This is a genomic window from Streptosporangium longisporum, assembly GCF_039534895.1.
In the GTDB taxonomy this organism is placed as follows: Bacteria; Actinomycetota; Actinomycetes; order Streptosporangiales; family Streptosporangiaceae; genus Streptosporangium; species Streptosporangium longisporum.
On sequence record NZ_BAAAWD010000014.1, the window covers coordinates 215,287 to 230,724 of the forward strand.

Here is a 15,438-nt window from a genome sequence, read left to right on the forward strand (position 1 = left end):
AAAGTCCTACCTGATCACCTGTTGTGCCACGATCGACGTCTGATGGTCTGGCACTCGGTCCGGGAGAGCGGCGACACCAAGACCCGCAAGTCCCAGCGAACGCCGGCCATGCCGAAACGCTGCCTGGACGCCCTCAAGCTCCACCGCGAGCGCCAGGACGTGGCCCGCAAGGCAGCAGACACAAACTGGCAGGACAACGGCCTCGTCTTCGCCTCCAAGGTCGGCAGCGATGAACAAATTCTTTCCCGTTCTCTAGCTCAGCACCCCGACGTAGATCCTGCCCGGCGAGAGCGTCCGCCTCGCCGGGTCGTCTCTTTCTAGACGAAGGAGGCCGATGTGATCAGTCGTTGTCGATGAGGTTGAGGCCGTGGTCGAGGTGGGCATGGAACGTGGGCCGGGCGCCGGTCGGACCGCTCAGGACGAACTCGTAGGCGGCGTCGTCAGGGTCATCAAGGTCGTCGGGGCCCAAGAGGTGGCCGCGGATTTCCACTTCGTACCAGCCGGGTGGTACGGAAATGCGACGATGCCGGGGATCGTCGGGCGTCCACTTCGTGAGGTAGCCCAGGCCACACAACAGCAGCTCTTCTGACCGGACGTGCAGAACCCACCCGGCGGATGTCACCTTGGGGTCCTGCCACGGTGAAGGGCTCTGGGCGTGGCGTACGAGCACGGTGTAGAAGCCGGGATCGATGTTCTGCGCGGGAATCGCGATGCCGTCACGTACGACCCGATCGCCCTGCTCACTCGTGCTGAACAGCTGCAACAGATTCCTGCCGACGGGGCTGCCAGCACCGACATCGCCGAGCCCTGTGGCATCGAGCAGCACGAAGCCGAAGAGCTCGGGAAAGCACCCTTTAAACCGCGCGGCGGGAAACGTCATGGCCGAACAGTAACGGCGCCTGCACGCAGCCTCCCGCGGAGCGGGGTACGGCCCGGGCTTCGCCCTCCCCCTTTCCCCTCGCAGGAAACGACGTCGCCTCGATCCGCATCTGGCTCCGCCACCCCGTCATGTGACGGCCCCCTCACCATCGCCGAGGATGGTCACCATCTCCTCCAGAATTCCTACGAACTCGGCGGCCGGGAGCTCGGCCACGAAGATCGTTCCCGCATGCTCGGGATGTATGAGCAGGTGTTCCTCTCGCAAGAACTCCAGTGTGATCACCAGGCGGACCCCATCTCGCCAGAGGAATGATGTCACGTTGTCGGTCGTGGGACCCCAGCCCCAGCGGTGAAAGAACCCGAACCGCTCGTACTCCTCCTCACCGTCCCTGAGCTTGGCCTCAAGCCGCTGGTGAATGCCAGCCGGAGACAAACCAACGAACGGCGGAGCCTGGTCCCCAGCGGAGCGGATCCCGGCAGCGGTAAGTGCCACGTAATAACGGAACTGTTTGACGAAGGCCATGTTGTCATCGCACGTCACCCACTGATCAGCGACCCACAAGTCCACCCGACGTAGCGCCGGGCCGTCCCAGTCTCCGACCTCGACAGCGAACCTACGCTTGTCACCTAAAAGCTCAGCCATCCAAACACCGTGGCAGATGCATCACCCACGCACAAAACACGCCTCGCTCGTCACTCACACCGAAAACCATGACCACGGGAGACGGCCTAGTCCTGATCTCCCTTGATGTAGTGGAAATGCTCTTGGTGCGCAGTCGTGAAGCGCCCGACGAACGAAGGAGTCCGCTGGTGAGCGGTGCGAGGCTGGAAATGGCCGTGCTCGATCGCCCAGTCGTGGACACCCGTGTCGAGGGGGTACTCCGTGAGCATCCCCGTCAGCTCGCCGGTCTTGATCCACGACTCAGCGCGCTCTCGCGTCCGGAACACGCCGGACGGCCACTGAGCCCCCTCACCCAGGAAGACCCACACGGTCACGGGACTGGAATCGCTCACCGCTGAGACACCTCACTACTGGACTTTGCGAAACCCGGAAGGGCACGGACCCGGTGGATGGACCGTAGTCACTCAGTTGGTCACCCGGCAACGCAGAAGGCCGCTCCCGATCTCTCGGAAGCGGCCTCTGACCTGGGTGGAGATGAGGGGATTCGAACCCCTGACCCCTTCGATGCGAACCCCGGTGGGGCGTACCGCTTCCTACCAGCGGATGCTGTCCGGTGCCGTCAGGTGCCGCGATGGTGACGCCCGTTGATCCCGGCTACGCTTCCGTGTCAGCGAGTCCGCTGACTTTTCGCTGACTCTTACACGCGCGGGAAACCTGCTCCGACCTGATTGCGGATGGACATCGCCACTCATTGTTAGGTCAGTGTCAGACCTAAGCTGCCAGCCTCAAGGATTGAGACGTGAACCGTGTCCTCAACGGTGAGCTACTCAAAACAAAAAGCCTCATTCAGGTGGGGTTACCCATGGGGTACACACGGTGGGATTTTGAGAATTCTTAAACGACATCGCTGGAACGCCAATTCTACCTCGAATCTTTTCCCCATAAACGGCCACCTTGTGGACACCATACCCACAAACGCGAACTGATTCGAGCTCTGGAGTAATACGCGGACCCGTGAGCCTAGTTGGCGTGTGCGTGATTGATTTACCTGCCGATATTCTCCAGTGATTCACTTTCCCGGCATATATAGTTTTTCCACCATCATAAGAAGTGTCCAACCAAAGAGCCGGACCACTTTGATCCATAAAACCTTCGCGCACCCATTTCCGATCAAGCACCATTAGGCCCCAAACACACCGATATTGTGGTGAGTAACGGAGCACAAGGCGTGCCTTATGGTCAATTTTCGGCTCATACATGTTCGACGGCGGTGGCATAGCCGACACGATCGAGGAGGCTGGCTCCGTCACGGTCCCCGTTTTAGCGATCGCTACAGCTGCACTCCTACTACCGTCACAGGTAGGAGCAAAGTTTGTTCCCGCGAATGAGGGGATTGGTGTCACCACTAGCGTGAGGACGATAGTCGGGACAGTAAACACAACGGCTCGCTGAAGGATCTTATTAGACATGTACGCCTCCCAGGAATATATTGGATAGATCGTTCCAAACCTCCGACGAGGCTCACAGAAGATATGACCACAAAAATAGGTTTTCCGCTACTGACAATAAGTCATGAAAACGGAGCCTGCGGGAGGTTTCTACCTTAATGACGGATTTAAAGTCGGAGCACCAGGTGCCGCATTCCCACAAGGCCCAGTTCACATCACCCGTAAGATCCGTGCCCAAAATGAGACGGTTCTGCAGCCCATAACGTCTCTGTGCGCATAGCTACAGCACATCTGAACGTACTGCCAAGATCTAAGATTCGAACCCCCGCACCCTTCGATGCGAAACCAAGCCGTTCAACCCCGTTTATAACCGTTGTCACCTAGTTGGGCACTCGGGTCTCTGTGAGTCGACCCCCCGGTGTGCCACGAAGCTCCCGCCTGGAGCAGAGTGACGGCACGCCCTCGTGACGGGTCATCCGCTGGCGCGTTCGCCGACCGGACCGGAATACCCGAGTTGCGAGGTCTCTGCTGGGACTACGATGTCGGCGACTTCGACCGGCCGACCGTCGGCGAGGTAGGTGCGCTGGATCGTCAGCACGATGGACCCCGGCGAGATGCCGAGCCGCTTGGCCTCTGCCGGAAGAGCGGCGCGTGCGCCGACATCTTCGACCCAGTCATCGACGATCACGCCGATCTCGGCCATTCGGTGCGTCACCCCATGGCCGGCCAGCGGCCCGTCCTCGGGCATCGCCACGATCGTGCCTTTGGTCAGTTGCAGTGGCTCGTAGGAATCCGACAGCATCCAGACTTGACCGTCGGCCCGGAAGATGTATCGGGTGTACATGACGTCATCGCGGTCATCTTCAGGCTCATCGAGAGCGAGCCGGGCGCGTATCTCCAGCGACGCGCGCACCGTGGTGGACTCGTACTCCCAGCTTCCGGTCCTCGCCTGCTCAAGCATGCTCGCGGCGAACGGCGAGCCAGCCTTCCGCTCTCGATGCCAGGAGCGGGGAATCCTCCGTACCGGCTGACGCTCCCTGACGAAGGTTCCCGCACCGGGGCGGGAGATGACATGCCCTTCCTGGGCGAGTTGGCGGATCGCCTCGCGGATGACGCCCTCAGCTACACCGTGCTCGGCGGCCAAGTCCTGACGCGCGGGCAGGCGGGTTCCCGCGGGAAGTTCGCCGGTGACGATTTGCCGCCGGATGAGGGCGACGAGTTGAAGGTACCTGGGCTGATCCACTCCACCAGGTTGACATCCGGATATCCGGCTTGCAAGCTGGTCATCCGACTGGCGAGCCGGATAGCCGGATCGCTCTTCCCCTGGTGGTGATCCATGTCGACCTACTCACAGGACTACGCGCCGTTGCCCGGCAGCGTCGACGCAGCCGTACAGCACGCTCGCACCATCACCAAGCAACACCAGCCTGACCGCACCGACGACGCCGCACAGGTAGTGCACGCGATGGTCTCCGACTCCCTCACCCGAACCGAACAGGGCAGCACAATCCGCCTCATCACGACCGTCGCGCCGAACTGCATCCGCTTCGAAGTCCGCGACCCGAATACCCCGAAGCCAGGCACGCCCGCACCCCCGAACGCATGGCGGCTGGTGTCCGCCCTCGCTGACCGGTACGGATCTCGCGGTACCCGAGACGCTCACATGTCATGGGCCGAGCTGTACGTCCGACAGGTGGCACCCGTATGACCCTCGTGCTGCCGGACCCTAGCCTGCCGATCGACGACGCCGAGTGGCTGAAGATCCTCACCGAAGCCTTTCCGTCCTGGAGCTTCTGGCACAGTCCCGCCGGCTACTGGAGAGGCACCCACCACCAAGAGCTGACCGAAGAACAGGCTGCCCCTGAGTCCCCATTCCTGCGCACCGTGGAAGCCAACACAGCGCGAGAACTGGCGACCGAGCTCGCCCGACAGGAAATCCTCCGGGGAGCACCAGCATGAGCTTCGACTTCGGCACGCCTCACGCAGTCTGTAGCCACTGCGGTCACAACCTTGAGCGGAGGTCCGGGCTGGACAGGATCGTCTACCTGGACTGGCTCCTGGATCCGAAGCTCGACCGAGCCGCCTGCGAGACCAGTCCAACCGAGCGGCACGCACCCCGAGGTGAGACGCCCATGAGCGTCCGCCAGGAGGGCAGCAAGCTCCTGTAATCCCCCGGCTGCCGGTGCCCCTCATGGCGGCGACGGTCGGGCCAGACCCTCCGCGAGTGGGTGTGCGCAGGCTACTCACCTGCGGGGCCCGTGGTCCCGCTCCAACCTGGAGGGGGGAGTCGTCCCGAAGGGTGGGACGGCATGGGGCGGGACCACACATCGCGTCCGGCAGGCAGCGACTCCACCGCACCGCCGGACCCCGGGCCCTCGCCATCCTTCCCCGGTCAGGCGAGGGCCCGCCCATACACCGACGGGCGATGCCCGTCCTACCCTCACCCCGTTATCTCCCGCGAGGCGAGGGTTCCTCTAGCTCATCGGAGATTAGATGCTCCCTCGTATGCCCGTCTTGGACCGCCTCCACCTGCGCCTCCGTCGGATGAAGATCCGCTTACACCTCCGTAGAGCCAAACTGGCTGATGCGGCCATCGAAGAGTTGTTACGAGAAATCGAGCGGGATCCAGCGAGGGTTATGGAGGCGTTGCGAAAGCGCTTCCCGCCTGCTGACGAGATCTGACGCAGAAGAAGCTTTTGCCTGGCAGGAAGTGGAGTCCTCTTGGTCCGCCCCGTCATCCGATGGCAAGGGGACCCGTACCGCAGGGCCGCCAGGCCCGAGGAACGGAAGCCCCGCGGCAGCCTCAAAGAGCATCGCTTTAGGGGAGAGCAGGAGGAAAATCTTCAATACATCGTATGACCTGCTAAACAGGGCCATGAGTCCGTACGGCAGGCTTGGTCATCCCATGCCTGTCCTGCGTCGCTTGCTGCCTACGTCCACCACGTCATCTGATAGCAGGCCGACCTAGAGCACAGGACCGCCAGGTCCGAGCACCGGAAGCGGCGCGGCAGCCAAAGACACATGCGCTCTACCGAACTCTCGCAAGTAGGCTTCCCATGCAATCACTCCTCCTAGAGAATATGTCCATGGAGCCGCCCCCAGTCAGCCACCACCTTGCTAGAGCGATGGAGTTCATCCGAGCGACGTGGCGTGAAACTCCGAATCCGATTCAAGTCACAACAAAGATCATGGTTAGTTTCGGCACGTTACTGATTCTGTTCGGTTCATTAGGCGATGTTGCCGGAACATGGGACCACGCTCCATTCTGGACCAACTTACTGTCCTCGCTTGCAGGCTTCCTTTATGCGGTCCCTCTCGGCTTAATCATCCTTCATCAGATCAGTATGGATAGAACTGCAGCCCAGCAACAGAGATCACTAGTAGCACTTACGCGTCAACTGTGCGATCACTTACTCAACTGTTGCAATGCACTTAGGGTGCAGTCCCAAAATTTCGCAAAGGAAGAGTCTCCGTCAACGCTGTTTTTCAAGCTTAGAGGCGAAACGCTTGACATGATTAGCCGCCTCTCAGAAGAGCTGGGAAATAATCAGGTCATCACAAAACATGACCTCTTAGACCTTGTCAATTTGGGGCGTAGATGTTGTGATGCATGGACTTGGACCTGGGCCCTGCCCTCAGAGGCCTATAGCATTTTGGACAAAGTTCGGCGCATAGTAATTATTTTGCGTGACTACGTAGAGCCGCAGACATTAGAGACTTCTGGCCCTGTGTTGATAGATTCGTCCATGCTAAGCGATCTTGAGGGAACATTGGATTGGATCGCACCTAGAGAGAGCCGAAAAAGTGTTGCACTAGGGTGGCCAGTTTCTGCCAGAATGGCTCTTGATGCACTCGAAACACACGGTGAGCCTAGCGCTAATTCGGAAGCATTGACGGAAGCCATTCTTAAACTAACGCTAGCGATCGAATCTAGCGAAGAAGCCAACGACATGCTAGAAGAACTCATTAGTTGCGCGAATCGTATATACAAACATGCTGAAATCGGGGTAGCCGATAGAGGTCACAGCAATATAGATAGAATCTAGGGGCTGAAATGGCATCTGACTCCGAACTGATTACGGCAAATGAAATAAGTAAGATACTTAACCTGCCTCTGCGGGAAGTGTGGAGGCTGCGACGAGAACCCAATTTTCCTCAACCTATTAGAGGTGACGATGGACACGACCGGTGGCAGCGATACTCAATAGATAAGTGGGCCCAGCGGGGAGGCCACAGAATGGCTGAACGCTATCGCCTCAAGGATCTTCGGACAGCGACGAAACCATGTACCTACCGAGGCATTCGCTTCCTTAAGGACTACGCAGTACTCACCTGGGACACCGAATATGGTCAGGTATGCCTCATATACCCGTCCCACGAAAGCCACTTTCATCGAGAACCGCTCTGCAAGCTGCTCCCGCACGTTTTTTCTATCGTATTGGTAAGTCTAAATGACCTGATAGAGTTTGAGCCTACTAATTCCGAAAAGTTTGTATATACAACCGGAAGAGAACTCCAGCGAGTACTAGGAATGCCTGTTCCATACTGGCCAAACTCCATGCGTAGTCCACAAATCATGAGACGATGGGAGCCGGGAGGACCAACCATCCTTGATCACCCCCGGGGCGGATTCGATGAAAAGATCGTTTTAGAGTTAGCCAACATATATCCACACAATCATCCAGCAGCTATCGTTTTGAGGTATCTCGTTAGGCGGGCTAGACATCAAGCTGTAATGTGGGCCCAATCCGATATTGAAGAATGGGAAGACTCTGACGGCATACTGATTGCCGCCCGGCCAATCCCTGAACCCGATCTTACGGAAGCTCCGACAGATAACATTTGGATAGATGCATGGTCGGACATTTGGTCTCGATCGGATGATCTTGCAGCGCAATGCGTAAAAGAGACCCACGGGTGGGGTAAAGGTAGACATCTCCCATTTTCGACCAACATTCAGGTATACCCGAGCCATAACGCTACGGCTACAAAATGGATACATACTCTGGAGAAGGCCTCGTGGCGGGCCGAATTCACACGACTAGGCGCCAGCAAGGAAGACGACCTGTTTCGTGACCCGGCGACTGGTCTGCCTGTATATCGACCCGAGCATGACGACCGCTATTTTGCGGCCCTGCCTCATCGTCTTCCAGCAGAGTCTTCTCTTCATTCGGTTATTCTTGACGATGACGTCTGGATTCGCACATTTGATGGGAGTGTCTATTTGGCTCCGGGCGGTGAGGGCATAAATGCAACATGGGGCTATGGAGGGAGAGGGCCATCATACTTAGCCAGTCTTATTAATTGTTTGCTTGATGACATTAACAGCTCCGCCTTCGACGCTCTCGACGAGCGACGGGAAACTCCTGATGGGCTCTATGAACTCGTGCGGATTAAACATGAAAATGGAACGGTTCTCGATAGGCGCTTACTCGAAGAAGCGAAGCGGTCGCAAGGCTCAGAATCAAGGATTTCGTAGGTCAACTAAGCCAGGCCGATCAGCAGATTAGTGCTTACCGTAATGGCTTTTGCCGATTCAGACACGCCTTGTGGTTGTAAACGCGTGGGCGGCGCGGGCCGCGACCGGCCGAAGAGCCGCAGCGCGGCCAGCGACCGCCCACGCGCGGCGGGTCGCCGCAGGCGGCACGCCCTTGATGACGTAGGGAAAGTTTGAACCAGCGCGCTCTGGCTTGGTTGTCCTGCTTCGGTTGATGCTTGACACTCGCTCTGGTTCGGCTACGAGATCGCTCTGAACGCCTCAGCGAGTGCCTGCATGCTGCTGGTCACCGCATCTGCTCCGGCCTCGGCGAGCTTCGCTTCCTTTCCAGGTGCATTGGCATACGCGATGCTCAGGGCTCCGGCGTTGACCGCGGCCTGCATGTCGAAGTCGGAGTCTCCGATCAGGACGGTCTCACCCGGCGACACGTTGGTCATCTCGCAGGCTCGAAGCACCAATCGGGGATGTGGCTTCATCTCGGCCGGGTTGCCGACCGGCCGGCCGACGACCCCGGCAACCTGCTCCTTCAGCTTGGCCAGGCCAAGGAAGGTCTCGATCGCGCGCTCGGAGTTATTGCTCACGATCACTACGGGCCGGTCCGCCTCGGCGCAGGCATCAAGGAGTTCCCGCACGCCCGGTGTGATCTCGGCGCAGCCTGCGGCCTCGATCTCGTAGCCGATGAACGCCGCCTCCACCTTGTTGATCAGGCTCGGCGCGAAGAACGCCGTACGGCGCAACACCTTGAGCGGGTCGTCCAGCTCCGCGACGTCCTGAGGAAGCTCTGCCCCCTCATCCTGGAGCAACTGCTTGAGCCGGTCCGCGACCACAGGCGCTGGCAAGCCGGCGAAGATGCTGCACACCGGGCCGTCGAAGTCGAGAAGGACAGCGCGGGACCGCCGGAAGATCTCCGTCAGCGTCTCGGTCACAGCTCGATTTCCCGACTGATCGTGGTCCACATGCTCTCGAACCAGGTGCGCACCTGGGCCACGTACTGCGACTGCATCGATGAGGCGTCCTCGGTCACCTGGTAGTGGAACAGCACCGCGTCCTTGCCCATGACGTCGTACAGCTCGTGCGGCTCGCCCTTGATTCGCACCGTGTGCTTGACCACCGGGTAGAAGCCGAAGAACACCTGCTCCCGGTTGATCACGTAGAACTTGAACGCCGGGGTCGTCTGGTGGACGCGCACCTCGACGGATGCGGACTTCACCAGCCCGAGGTCCGCCAGCTCGTGAACGGCGTCCCCAATGGCCTGGGTACTGCGCTGCTGGATGCGGCGAGCGCGTGCCCGGATCACCGGGTCGTCGCTGAGATCGTCCGCCCGGCACGGCAGGGACATCGGCTGGTCCATGTCCGGGACCAGGATGCGGATGCTGATGGACTCGGGCGTGAGCCGTCCGAGACGGATCTTGTCCAGCGGCTCCTGGAGCATGCCCTGAAGCGTCTCTCCGGAGAAGCCGGCGAAGTCGATGGCGACGTTGGTCGTCTCGAAGGCGTGCTCGATGTGCGGCCTGAGCTCTACCGGCCGCTCGGTGCGTTCCCGGACGAACACGCCGCTCCCCTGGCGCGACACGATCAGACCCTCGTCCCGTAGCAGGCGGATGGCCTGCTGGACGGTCATGCGCGCCACGCCGTACTGCTTGGCGAGTTCGGTCCCGGAGGGCAGCTTCTCCCCCGGCTCGAACTTCTTCGTCAGGATCGCCGCACGCAGGGCGTTCGCCACCTGCTGGTAGGGCGGGCGCGGGTCGTCAGGGTCAAGACTCATCACGCAAATCAGTCTAGTTCTCCTAGGTCGCCTAGGCCAGTTTTTCCCGAAGGGTTGACATGGCTAGCCATGCTGGTCAACATTGAGCCACAGCCAACCTGGCTAGGCAGGTTAGTCAACTCAAGGAGTGATCCACATGCGCAACATCCCCGTCGACCTCTCGGCCTTGGCGTTCATTGTCGCGGGCGAACCCGAGCCCAAGATCGTGGACCGCGCCACGGGCGAGGTCAAGAGAGACGCGGAGGGGCGGGAGCTCTACACCATCCCGCTCCTGCCCAAGCCGAACGACGACCGGCGCAACCCGGTGATCGTGGTGACGTTCCCCAGCGAGACGTTCCCGCAGATCCCCGAGGGCGTGCAGGTCGTCCCGGTCGGCCTGGCCGCGTTCTTCTGGTCGATGAACGGCCGCTCCGGTCTCGGCTTCCGCGCCGAGACGATCCGGCCGGCCGCCGTCCGGGCCGCCTGACCGGCCTGACGTGGTGCCCCTGGAGCGGGCTCGCCTGGCAGCACCGCCCGCTCCGGGGCCTCCTCTCGCCTACACGAAAGGACGGTTCTCATTATGTTCGAACGTCTGCTCTGGCTCGCCCTGGCCGCGACCGTGGTCGCCACCCTGCTCCTGTGCTGGCGCAGGTGGCACCGGCCCTCGTTCTGGTTCGTGGTCGGCTACCCGCTCGCCGCGATCACCGTCCGCGCCACCTGGCGCAAGGTCGCTCTCGGCTGCGGGCTCACCAAGAAGCGGCAGCGCTTCTGGTTCACCACCGTTCCCGGCCTGATCTCCTCGACCGGCACCGTACGGGTCAGGCGCAGGTTCCAGCGGGTGACGGTGGACACCAAGCCGTGGATGTGGCTGCCGCTGCCGACCCGGCACGGCTGGCGGGTCACCGTTCACACCCTGGAGGGGCAGGTACCCGGTGACTACAGCGCGGCAGCGGAACGGCTGGCGCACTCCTGGGGCGTTCACGCGGTTCGCGTTTCCTCGCCCCGGCCGGGGCGGGTGGTGCTCGCCGTGACCGTCCGAGATCCCCTCGTGCGCATCGACGACCTGCCGCCGTCACCCGACCTGCTCAAGGTCACGGTGGGACGGCTGGAGACCGGTCACCCCTGGGAGATCGATTTCCGTACCGTCCCGCACTGGCTGAACGCCGGGGCCACGCAGTCAGGCAAGTCCAACCTCGCCAACGCGCTGATCGTCGGTCTGGCTCCGCAACCGGTCGCCCTGGTCGGCTTCGACCTCAAGGGCGGTGTGGAGTTCACCCCGTACGCGCCTCGGCTGTCGGCGCTGGCCACCTCGCGCACCGAGTGCGCCGACCTGCTTGATGACCTGGTGGCGCTGATGGCCGACCGGATGGAGACGTGCCGAGATGCCGGGGCACGCAACATCTGGCAGTTGGACGACCACGACAGGCCGGTCCCCGTCGTGGTCCTGGTCGACGAGCTGGCCGAGCTGTACCTGATGGCCGACAAGAGCGAGAAAGACGAGATCGCCCGTACGTCCACGGCACTGCTGCGGGTCGCCCAGCTCGGGCGGGCCTTCGGTATCTACCTGTTCTGCTGCGGCCAGCGCATCGGCTCCGACCTCGGCCCCGGTGTCACCGCCCTGCGCGCTCAGTGCTCCGGCCGCGTCTGCCACCGCGTCAACGATCCCGAGACCGCGACCATGACCCTCGGCGACCTCGACCCGGCCGCGCTGGTCTCCGCGCGCGCGATCCCCGCCGAGACGCCCGGCGTCGCGATCGTGGCCGGCCAGGACGGCCAGTGGTACCGGGCTCGTTCCTTCTACGTCTCCGAAGCCACCGCCGAGTACGCCGCCCAGCGGCATGCCTATCTGACCCCGTCGTGGGCCGCGGTCACGGCTCCTCGCGTCGGCGACACCGTGCGGGACCTGCACGTCGCCTGACCTCATCCCCCGGCCCGGTGTGAGCCCCGATCACGCCATGTCCCTACCCGCCCCATGCCCGAATCCGGAAGGAGGTGACTCGCGATGACCAGCCACAAGCCCGGTCGCGTCCGCTCCACAATGCTGGATTCCGCGCCAGTCGTGGTCCTGGCCGTCATAGCGGCGGTGGGCTCCTTCACCCACATCTCCGAACTGGCGGCCGAACACGGCCAGCACGGCTGGCAGTCCTGGGCCGTCGCGGTGTGCATCGACCTGATGTGCGTCATGGCCGCCCGCGAGCTCCAACGCGACAAGCGCACCGGGCGCCCTCGACGGGGACCGATCTCCTGGCCCGCTCTCGTACTGGCCGGCGGGATCGTCCTCACCCTGGCCGCCAACCTGGCCAGCGCCGAGACATCGGTCTGGGGGTGGATCTGCGCCGCGACACCCGCGGTGGCCTTCCTGGTGGCGGTCTCCATGCTGGAACGCCGCGCCTCCCACCGGCCCCCGCCTCCGGCTGTCGTCGCCCCGGCCCCGGTGCCCGTCCCCGAGATCGACCCGGTTCCCCTCCCCGCTCCTGACACCGCCGAGAGCTCCCCGGGCAACCAGCCCGGCCCGTCGTCCCCCGCACTGCTCACCTTCGCCCGGCGGCTGGCCGATGAGCACAGCGCCAAGCACGGCCGGCCCGTCACAGCGGACCTGCTCCGAACCCGTATGGGCATCTCCGGCGACCTCGCCGCCGACCTGCTGCGGCAGATCGCGACCGATCCCACCCGACAGAAAAGACTCGACCCGTCATGACCTCACCCGATCTTCCCCACCTGGTGGAGGCGGCTCGCGCCTGGGCGCGCGGCTCCTACGCCATGGAGTCCGCCGTGGAGCTGCTGGTCCACCACGGCACCTGGCTGCACCGGAGCGACTTCCTGCGCATGGCGGTGGATTACGCCCCGGACGGCTACAGCCGGATCCCGCTCGCGGTCATCTCCTGGGACACCCTCCACGCCGCGCTGTGCAACAACCTGCTTCCCTGTTCCAACTCCGAGGCGGCCGTCCTGCGCATCGCGCTCAGCATCGCCGCGGGCCACCCGGTCGACCTCGGCCCGGCCATCACCCGCCTGGACACCGCCAACCTCGCGTACGTCCTGGCCGCCGTGCGGCATGCCGGCGGTGACCGGTCGGCCTGGGCCGTCGTCGAACGGGACGCACCATGACCCGGCTCGTCTGCCCCTTCTGCGGATGCTGCGCCCGCTACGGCTGCGAAATCGACGGCGACCCGACCGGCTGCGACCGCCTCAACCCTGCCGACGGCACGCCCTGCCCCTGCACCCGCATCAAGGAACCCGAGGAAGGAGAAGACCCGCCGTGATCCACGCCTACGCATGCGGCACCTGCAACGGCACCGGCCTGGTCAACGACGACGGCGACACCAGTCCCTACCAGGTCGCGGTCACCTGCTCCGACTGCGACGGCACCGGCATCGACACCTGACCGACAACGCCACCACGGGGCGGCTCAAGCCTGGCAGCCCGCCGCTCCGTGGGGCGTTCCCTCCGCTCACTCGCAAAGGAACCACCAGTATGCGCCACCGGCCCGAAGCGGATCGCGACAGCCGCGACTCCGTCCGCGTCCATCCCACCCATCACCACGGCGACCGAACGACCACCGACAACGGCCCCGGCTTCGAGGGCACCGGAAAGGAGGACGAATGACCGAACACCCCACCCCCATCGGCGACCTCATCGGCCCGGTCATCCGGGACCTGGCTCAGCACTCCGGCCGGGACCTTAACCGCTGGCTTCACCAGGTCGACCGGCTGCACGGCTGCTCCGCCCCGATCCGCCTGACCGGCGAGGTGTCCACCCTCGACTCGGCCACCGGGGAGATCCTGCACCGCTACTCGACCCGGGGCGAGCCTCACGGGCAGTTGCTCGTCCGCTGCGGCAACCGACGGGCCTCCCGCTGCCCGGCCTGCGCCGAGACCTACCGGGCCGACACCTTCCACCTGATCCGCGCGGGCCTGCTCGGCGGGGACAAGGGAGTGCCGGCCACCGTGAGCACGCACCCGCGCGTCTTGGCCACCCTCACGGCTCCGGGCTTCGGGCCGGTCCACCGCAGCCCCGACAAGCACGGCCAGGCCGACCTCTGCCACCCCCGCCGCAACGGCACAGCCTGCTTCGAACGGCATCTCTCCGGTGACCGGCGCATCGGCCAGCCTCTCGACCCCGGCACCTACGACTACACCGGCCACGTCCTGTGGAACGCTCACGCGGGCGTGCTGTGGCAACGCTTCGGGGTCTACCTCCGGCGGCACCTGAGCACGGCGGCCGGGCTGACCCGTGCCGAGTTCAGCCGACAGGCCCGGCTGTCCTTCGCCAAGGTGGCCGAGTATCAGGCGCGCGGGATCATCCACTTTCACGCCGTGATCCGCCTCGACGGCCGTTCCCCGGACGGCGAGATCGACGCGCCTCCGGCCTGGGCCACCGTCGAACTGCTCTCCGAGACCATCGAGTCCGCGGCGAAGGCCGTACGTCTCGACGCTCCCGCCCCGGACGGGGAAGGTTCCCGAGAACTGCGCTGGGGCGCGGTCGATGTGCGACACATCGAGTCGACCGGCCCGGACGGGTCCGCCCTCCCCGAGGCGGCGGTGGCCGGCTATGTCGCCAAGTACGCCACGAAGGCCGCCGAGACCTCCGGCACCCTCGACCGGCGGGTGAAACGCTCCGACCTCGCCCGGCTCGAACAGCTGGGCGTCACCGAGCACGCCGCCCGGCTGATCCGTACGGCATGGCGACTCGGCGACACCAGGGCCCATCCCGACCTCGCGCCGCTCCGGCTCCGGCAGTGGGCGCACATGCTCGGCTTTCGCGGCCACTTCTCGACCAAGAGCCGGGCCTACTCCACCACCATGACCGCCCTGCGCCGCGTCCGCCTGGAGTATCGCCAGGCGCGCGACCTTGAGCGGCTGCCGTACGACCCCGCCGCCACGCTCGTCCTCGCCAACTGGAGGTACGCCGGACAGGGCTACACCGCTGGGGAATCCGCTCTAGCCGGTCAGTTCGTCCCCCGTCAGGAAGGAGGAAGCCGATGCGCCACAGCGTGATCCAGCTCGTTCCCCGTCAGGGCGGGCCGTCCGCCCCGGCCCCGGAGGTCTCGGCGGTCGACCCGTTCTCCGGCCGGGCCGTCTACACCGTCACCGAGGTCGCCCGTCTCCTGTCGCTCTCGCGTGGCAGCGCGTACGCCTCGGTACGGGACGGCACGATCCCGGCCATCAAGCTCGGCAACCGGTGGGTGATCCCCAAACGGCGCTTCCACACCTGGCTCGACGGACTGGCGGAAGACGGGGAGCGCTGA

General features: G+C 63.5%; 17 protein-coding genes. 11 read left to right on the forward strand and 6 right to left on the reverse strand.

The genetic code is table 11. The annotated features are described in order from the left end of the window. Positions 1–42: 42 nt before the first annotated feature. On the forward strand, positions 43–321 hold the full coding sequence (locus ABD832_RS24350; RefSeq protein WP_344899289.1) for a hypothetical protein: 279 nt from the start codon (positions 43–45) through the stop codon (positions 319–321). Between the two features lie 19 nt (positions 322–340). On the opposite strand, the gene ABD832_RS24355 is transcribed toward ABD832_RS24350, so the two are convergent. The 4 genes from ABD832_RS24355 to ABD832_RS24370 all read right to left on the reverse strand — a co-directional run bounded on the left by ABD832_RS24355 (position 341) and on the right by ABD832_RS24370 (position 4,192). Continuing rightward, positions 341–880, reverse strand: coding sequence for a hypothetical protein (locus ABD832_RS24355; RefSeq protein WP_344899291.1), 540 nt, complete (start codon positions 878–880; stop codon positions 341–343). Positions 881–1,006: 126 nt separating this feature from the next. Further along, positions 1,007–1,522 (reverse strand): hypothetical protein, encoded by a 516-nt coding sequence (locus ABD832_RS24360; protein ID WP_344899293.1) that lies wholly within the window; start codon positions 1,520–1,522, stop codon positions 1,007–1,009. 86 nt (positions 1,523–1,608) lie between these two features. Beyond that, a complete protein-coding gene (locus ABD832_RS24365) occupies positions 1,609–1,893 on the reverse strand; it encodes a DUF7710 domain-containing protein (protein WP_344899295.1) in 285 nt (94 codons plus the stop codon). 1,528 nt (positions 1,894–3,421) lie between these two features. Beyond that, complete coding sequence (locus tag ABD832_RS24370) at positions 3,422–4,192, reverse strand: GntR family transcriptional regulator (RefSeq protein WP_344899297.1); 771 nt, start codon at positions 4,190–4,192, stop codon at positions 3,422–3,424. A 461-nt stretch (positions 4,193–4,653) separates the two neighbouring features. On the opposite strand from ABD832_RS24370, the gene ABD832_RS24375 reads away from it, so the two are divergent. Together ABD832_RS24375 and ABD832_RS24380 are read left to right on the forward strand one after the other, a co-directional pair. Continuing rightward, a complete protein-coding gene (locus tag ABD832_RS24375) occupies positions 4,654–4,908 on the forward strand; it encodes a hypothetical protein (protein ID WP_344899299.1) in 255 nt (84 codons plus the stop codon). 1,166 nt (positions 4,909–6,074) lie between these two features. Beyond that, positions 6,075–6,995 (forward strand): hypothetical protein, encoded by a 921-nt coding sequence (locus ABD832_RS24380; protein ID WP_344899301.1) that lies wholly within the window; start codon positions 6,075–6,077, stop codon positions 6,993–6,995. A 1,690-nt stretch (positions 6,996–8,685) separates the two neighbouring features. Here the strand turns inward: ABD832_RS24380 and ABD832_RS24385 are convergent. Next, the gene (locus tag ABD832_RS24385; protein ID WP_344899303.1) at positions 8,686–9,372 is read right to left on the reverse strand and encodes an HAD family hydrolase; all 687 of its coding nucleotides are present in this window, start codon (positions 9,370–9,372) and stop codon (positions 8,686–8,688) included. Continuing rightward, positions 9,369–10,211, reverse strand: coding sequence for a GntR family transcriptional regulator (locus ABD832_RS24390; RefSeq protein WP_344899305.1), 843 nt, complete (start codon positions 10,209–10,211; stop codon positions 9,369–9,371). Before ABD832_RS24390 ends, ABD832_RS24385 begins: the two co-directional genes overlap by 4 nt. Positions 10,212–10,347: 136 nt before the next feature. On the opposite strand from ABD832_RS24390, the gene ABD832_RS24395 reads away from it, so the two are divergent. From ABD832_RS24395 to ABD832_RS24430, 8 genes are all read left to right on the forward strand, one after another. Further along, positions 10,348–10,677, forward strand: a complete 330-nt coding sequence (locus tag ABD832_RS24395; RefSeq protein ID WP_344899307.1) for an SCO3933 family regulatory protein — start codon at positions 10,348–10,350, stop codon at positions 10,675–10,677. Between the two features lie 93 nt (positions 10,678–10,770). Next, positions 10,771–12,108, forward strand: a complete 1,338-nt coding sequence (locus ABD832_RS24400; RefSeq protein WP_344899308.1) for an FtsK/SpoIIIE domain-containing protein — start codon at positions 10,771–10,773, stop codon at positions 12,106–12,108. 84 nt (positions 12,109–12,192) lie between these two features. Then, positions 12,193–12,888, forward strand: coding sequence for a DUF2637 domain-containing protein (locus tag ABD832_RS24405; protein ID WP_344899309.1), 696 nt, complete (start codon positions 12,193–12,195; stop codon positions 12,886–12,888). Next, positions 12,885–13,298 (forward strand): hypothetical protein, encoded by a 414-nt coding sequence (locus ABD832_RS24410; protein ID WP_344899311.1) that lies wholly within the window; start codon positions 12,885–12,887, stop codon positions 13,296–13,298. The genes ABD832_RS24405 and ABD832_RS24410 overlap by 4 nt, the downstream gene beginning before the upstream one ends. Next, entirely contained in the window at positions 13,295–13,453 is a 159-nt protein-coding gene (locus ABD832_RS24415) for a hypothetical protein (protein WP_344899313.1), read from the forward strand. Before ABD832_RS24410 ends, ABD832_RS24415 begins: the two co-directional genes overlap by 4 nt. Then, positions 13,450–13,575 (forward strand): hypothetical protein, encoded by a 126-nt coding sequence (locus tag ABD832_RS24420; RefSeq protein ID WP_344899315.1) that lies wholly within the window; start codon positions 13,450–13,452, stop codon positions 13,573–13,575. The genes ABD832_RS24415 and ABD832_RS24420 overlap by 4 nt, the downstream gene beginning before the upstream one ends. A gap of 217 nt (positions 13,576–13,792) precedes the next feature. Further along, positions 13,793–15,187 carry a replication initiator gene (locus tag ABD832_RS24425; RefSeq protein WP_344899317.1) on the forward strand — a complete coding sequence of 465 codons (1,395 nt, stop codon included), beginning with the start codon at positions 13,793–13,795 and terminating at the stop codon, positions 15,185–15,187. Next, positions 15,172–15,438 carry a helix-turn-helix domain-containing protein gene (locus ABD832_RS24430; protein WP_344899319.1) on the forward strand — a complete coding sequence of 89 codons (267 nt, stop codon included), beginning with the start codon at positions 15,172–15,174 and terminating at the stop codon, positions 15,436–15,438. Before ABD832_RS24425 ends, ABD832_RS24430 begins: the two co-directional genes overlap by 16 nt.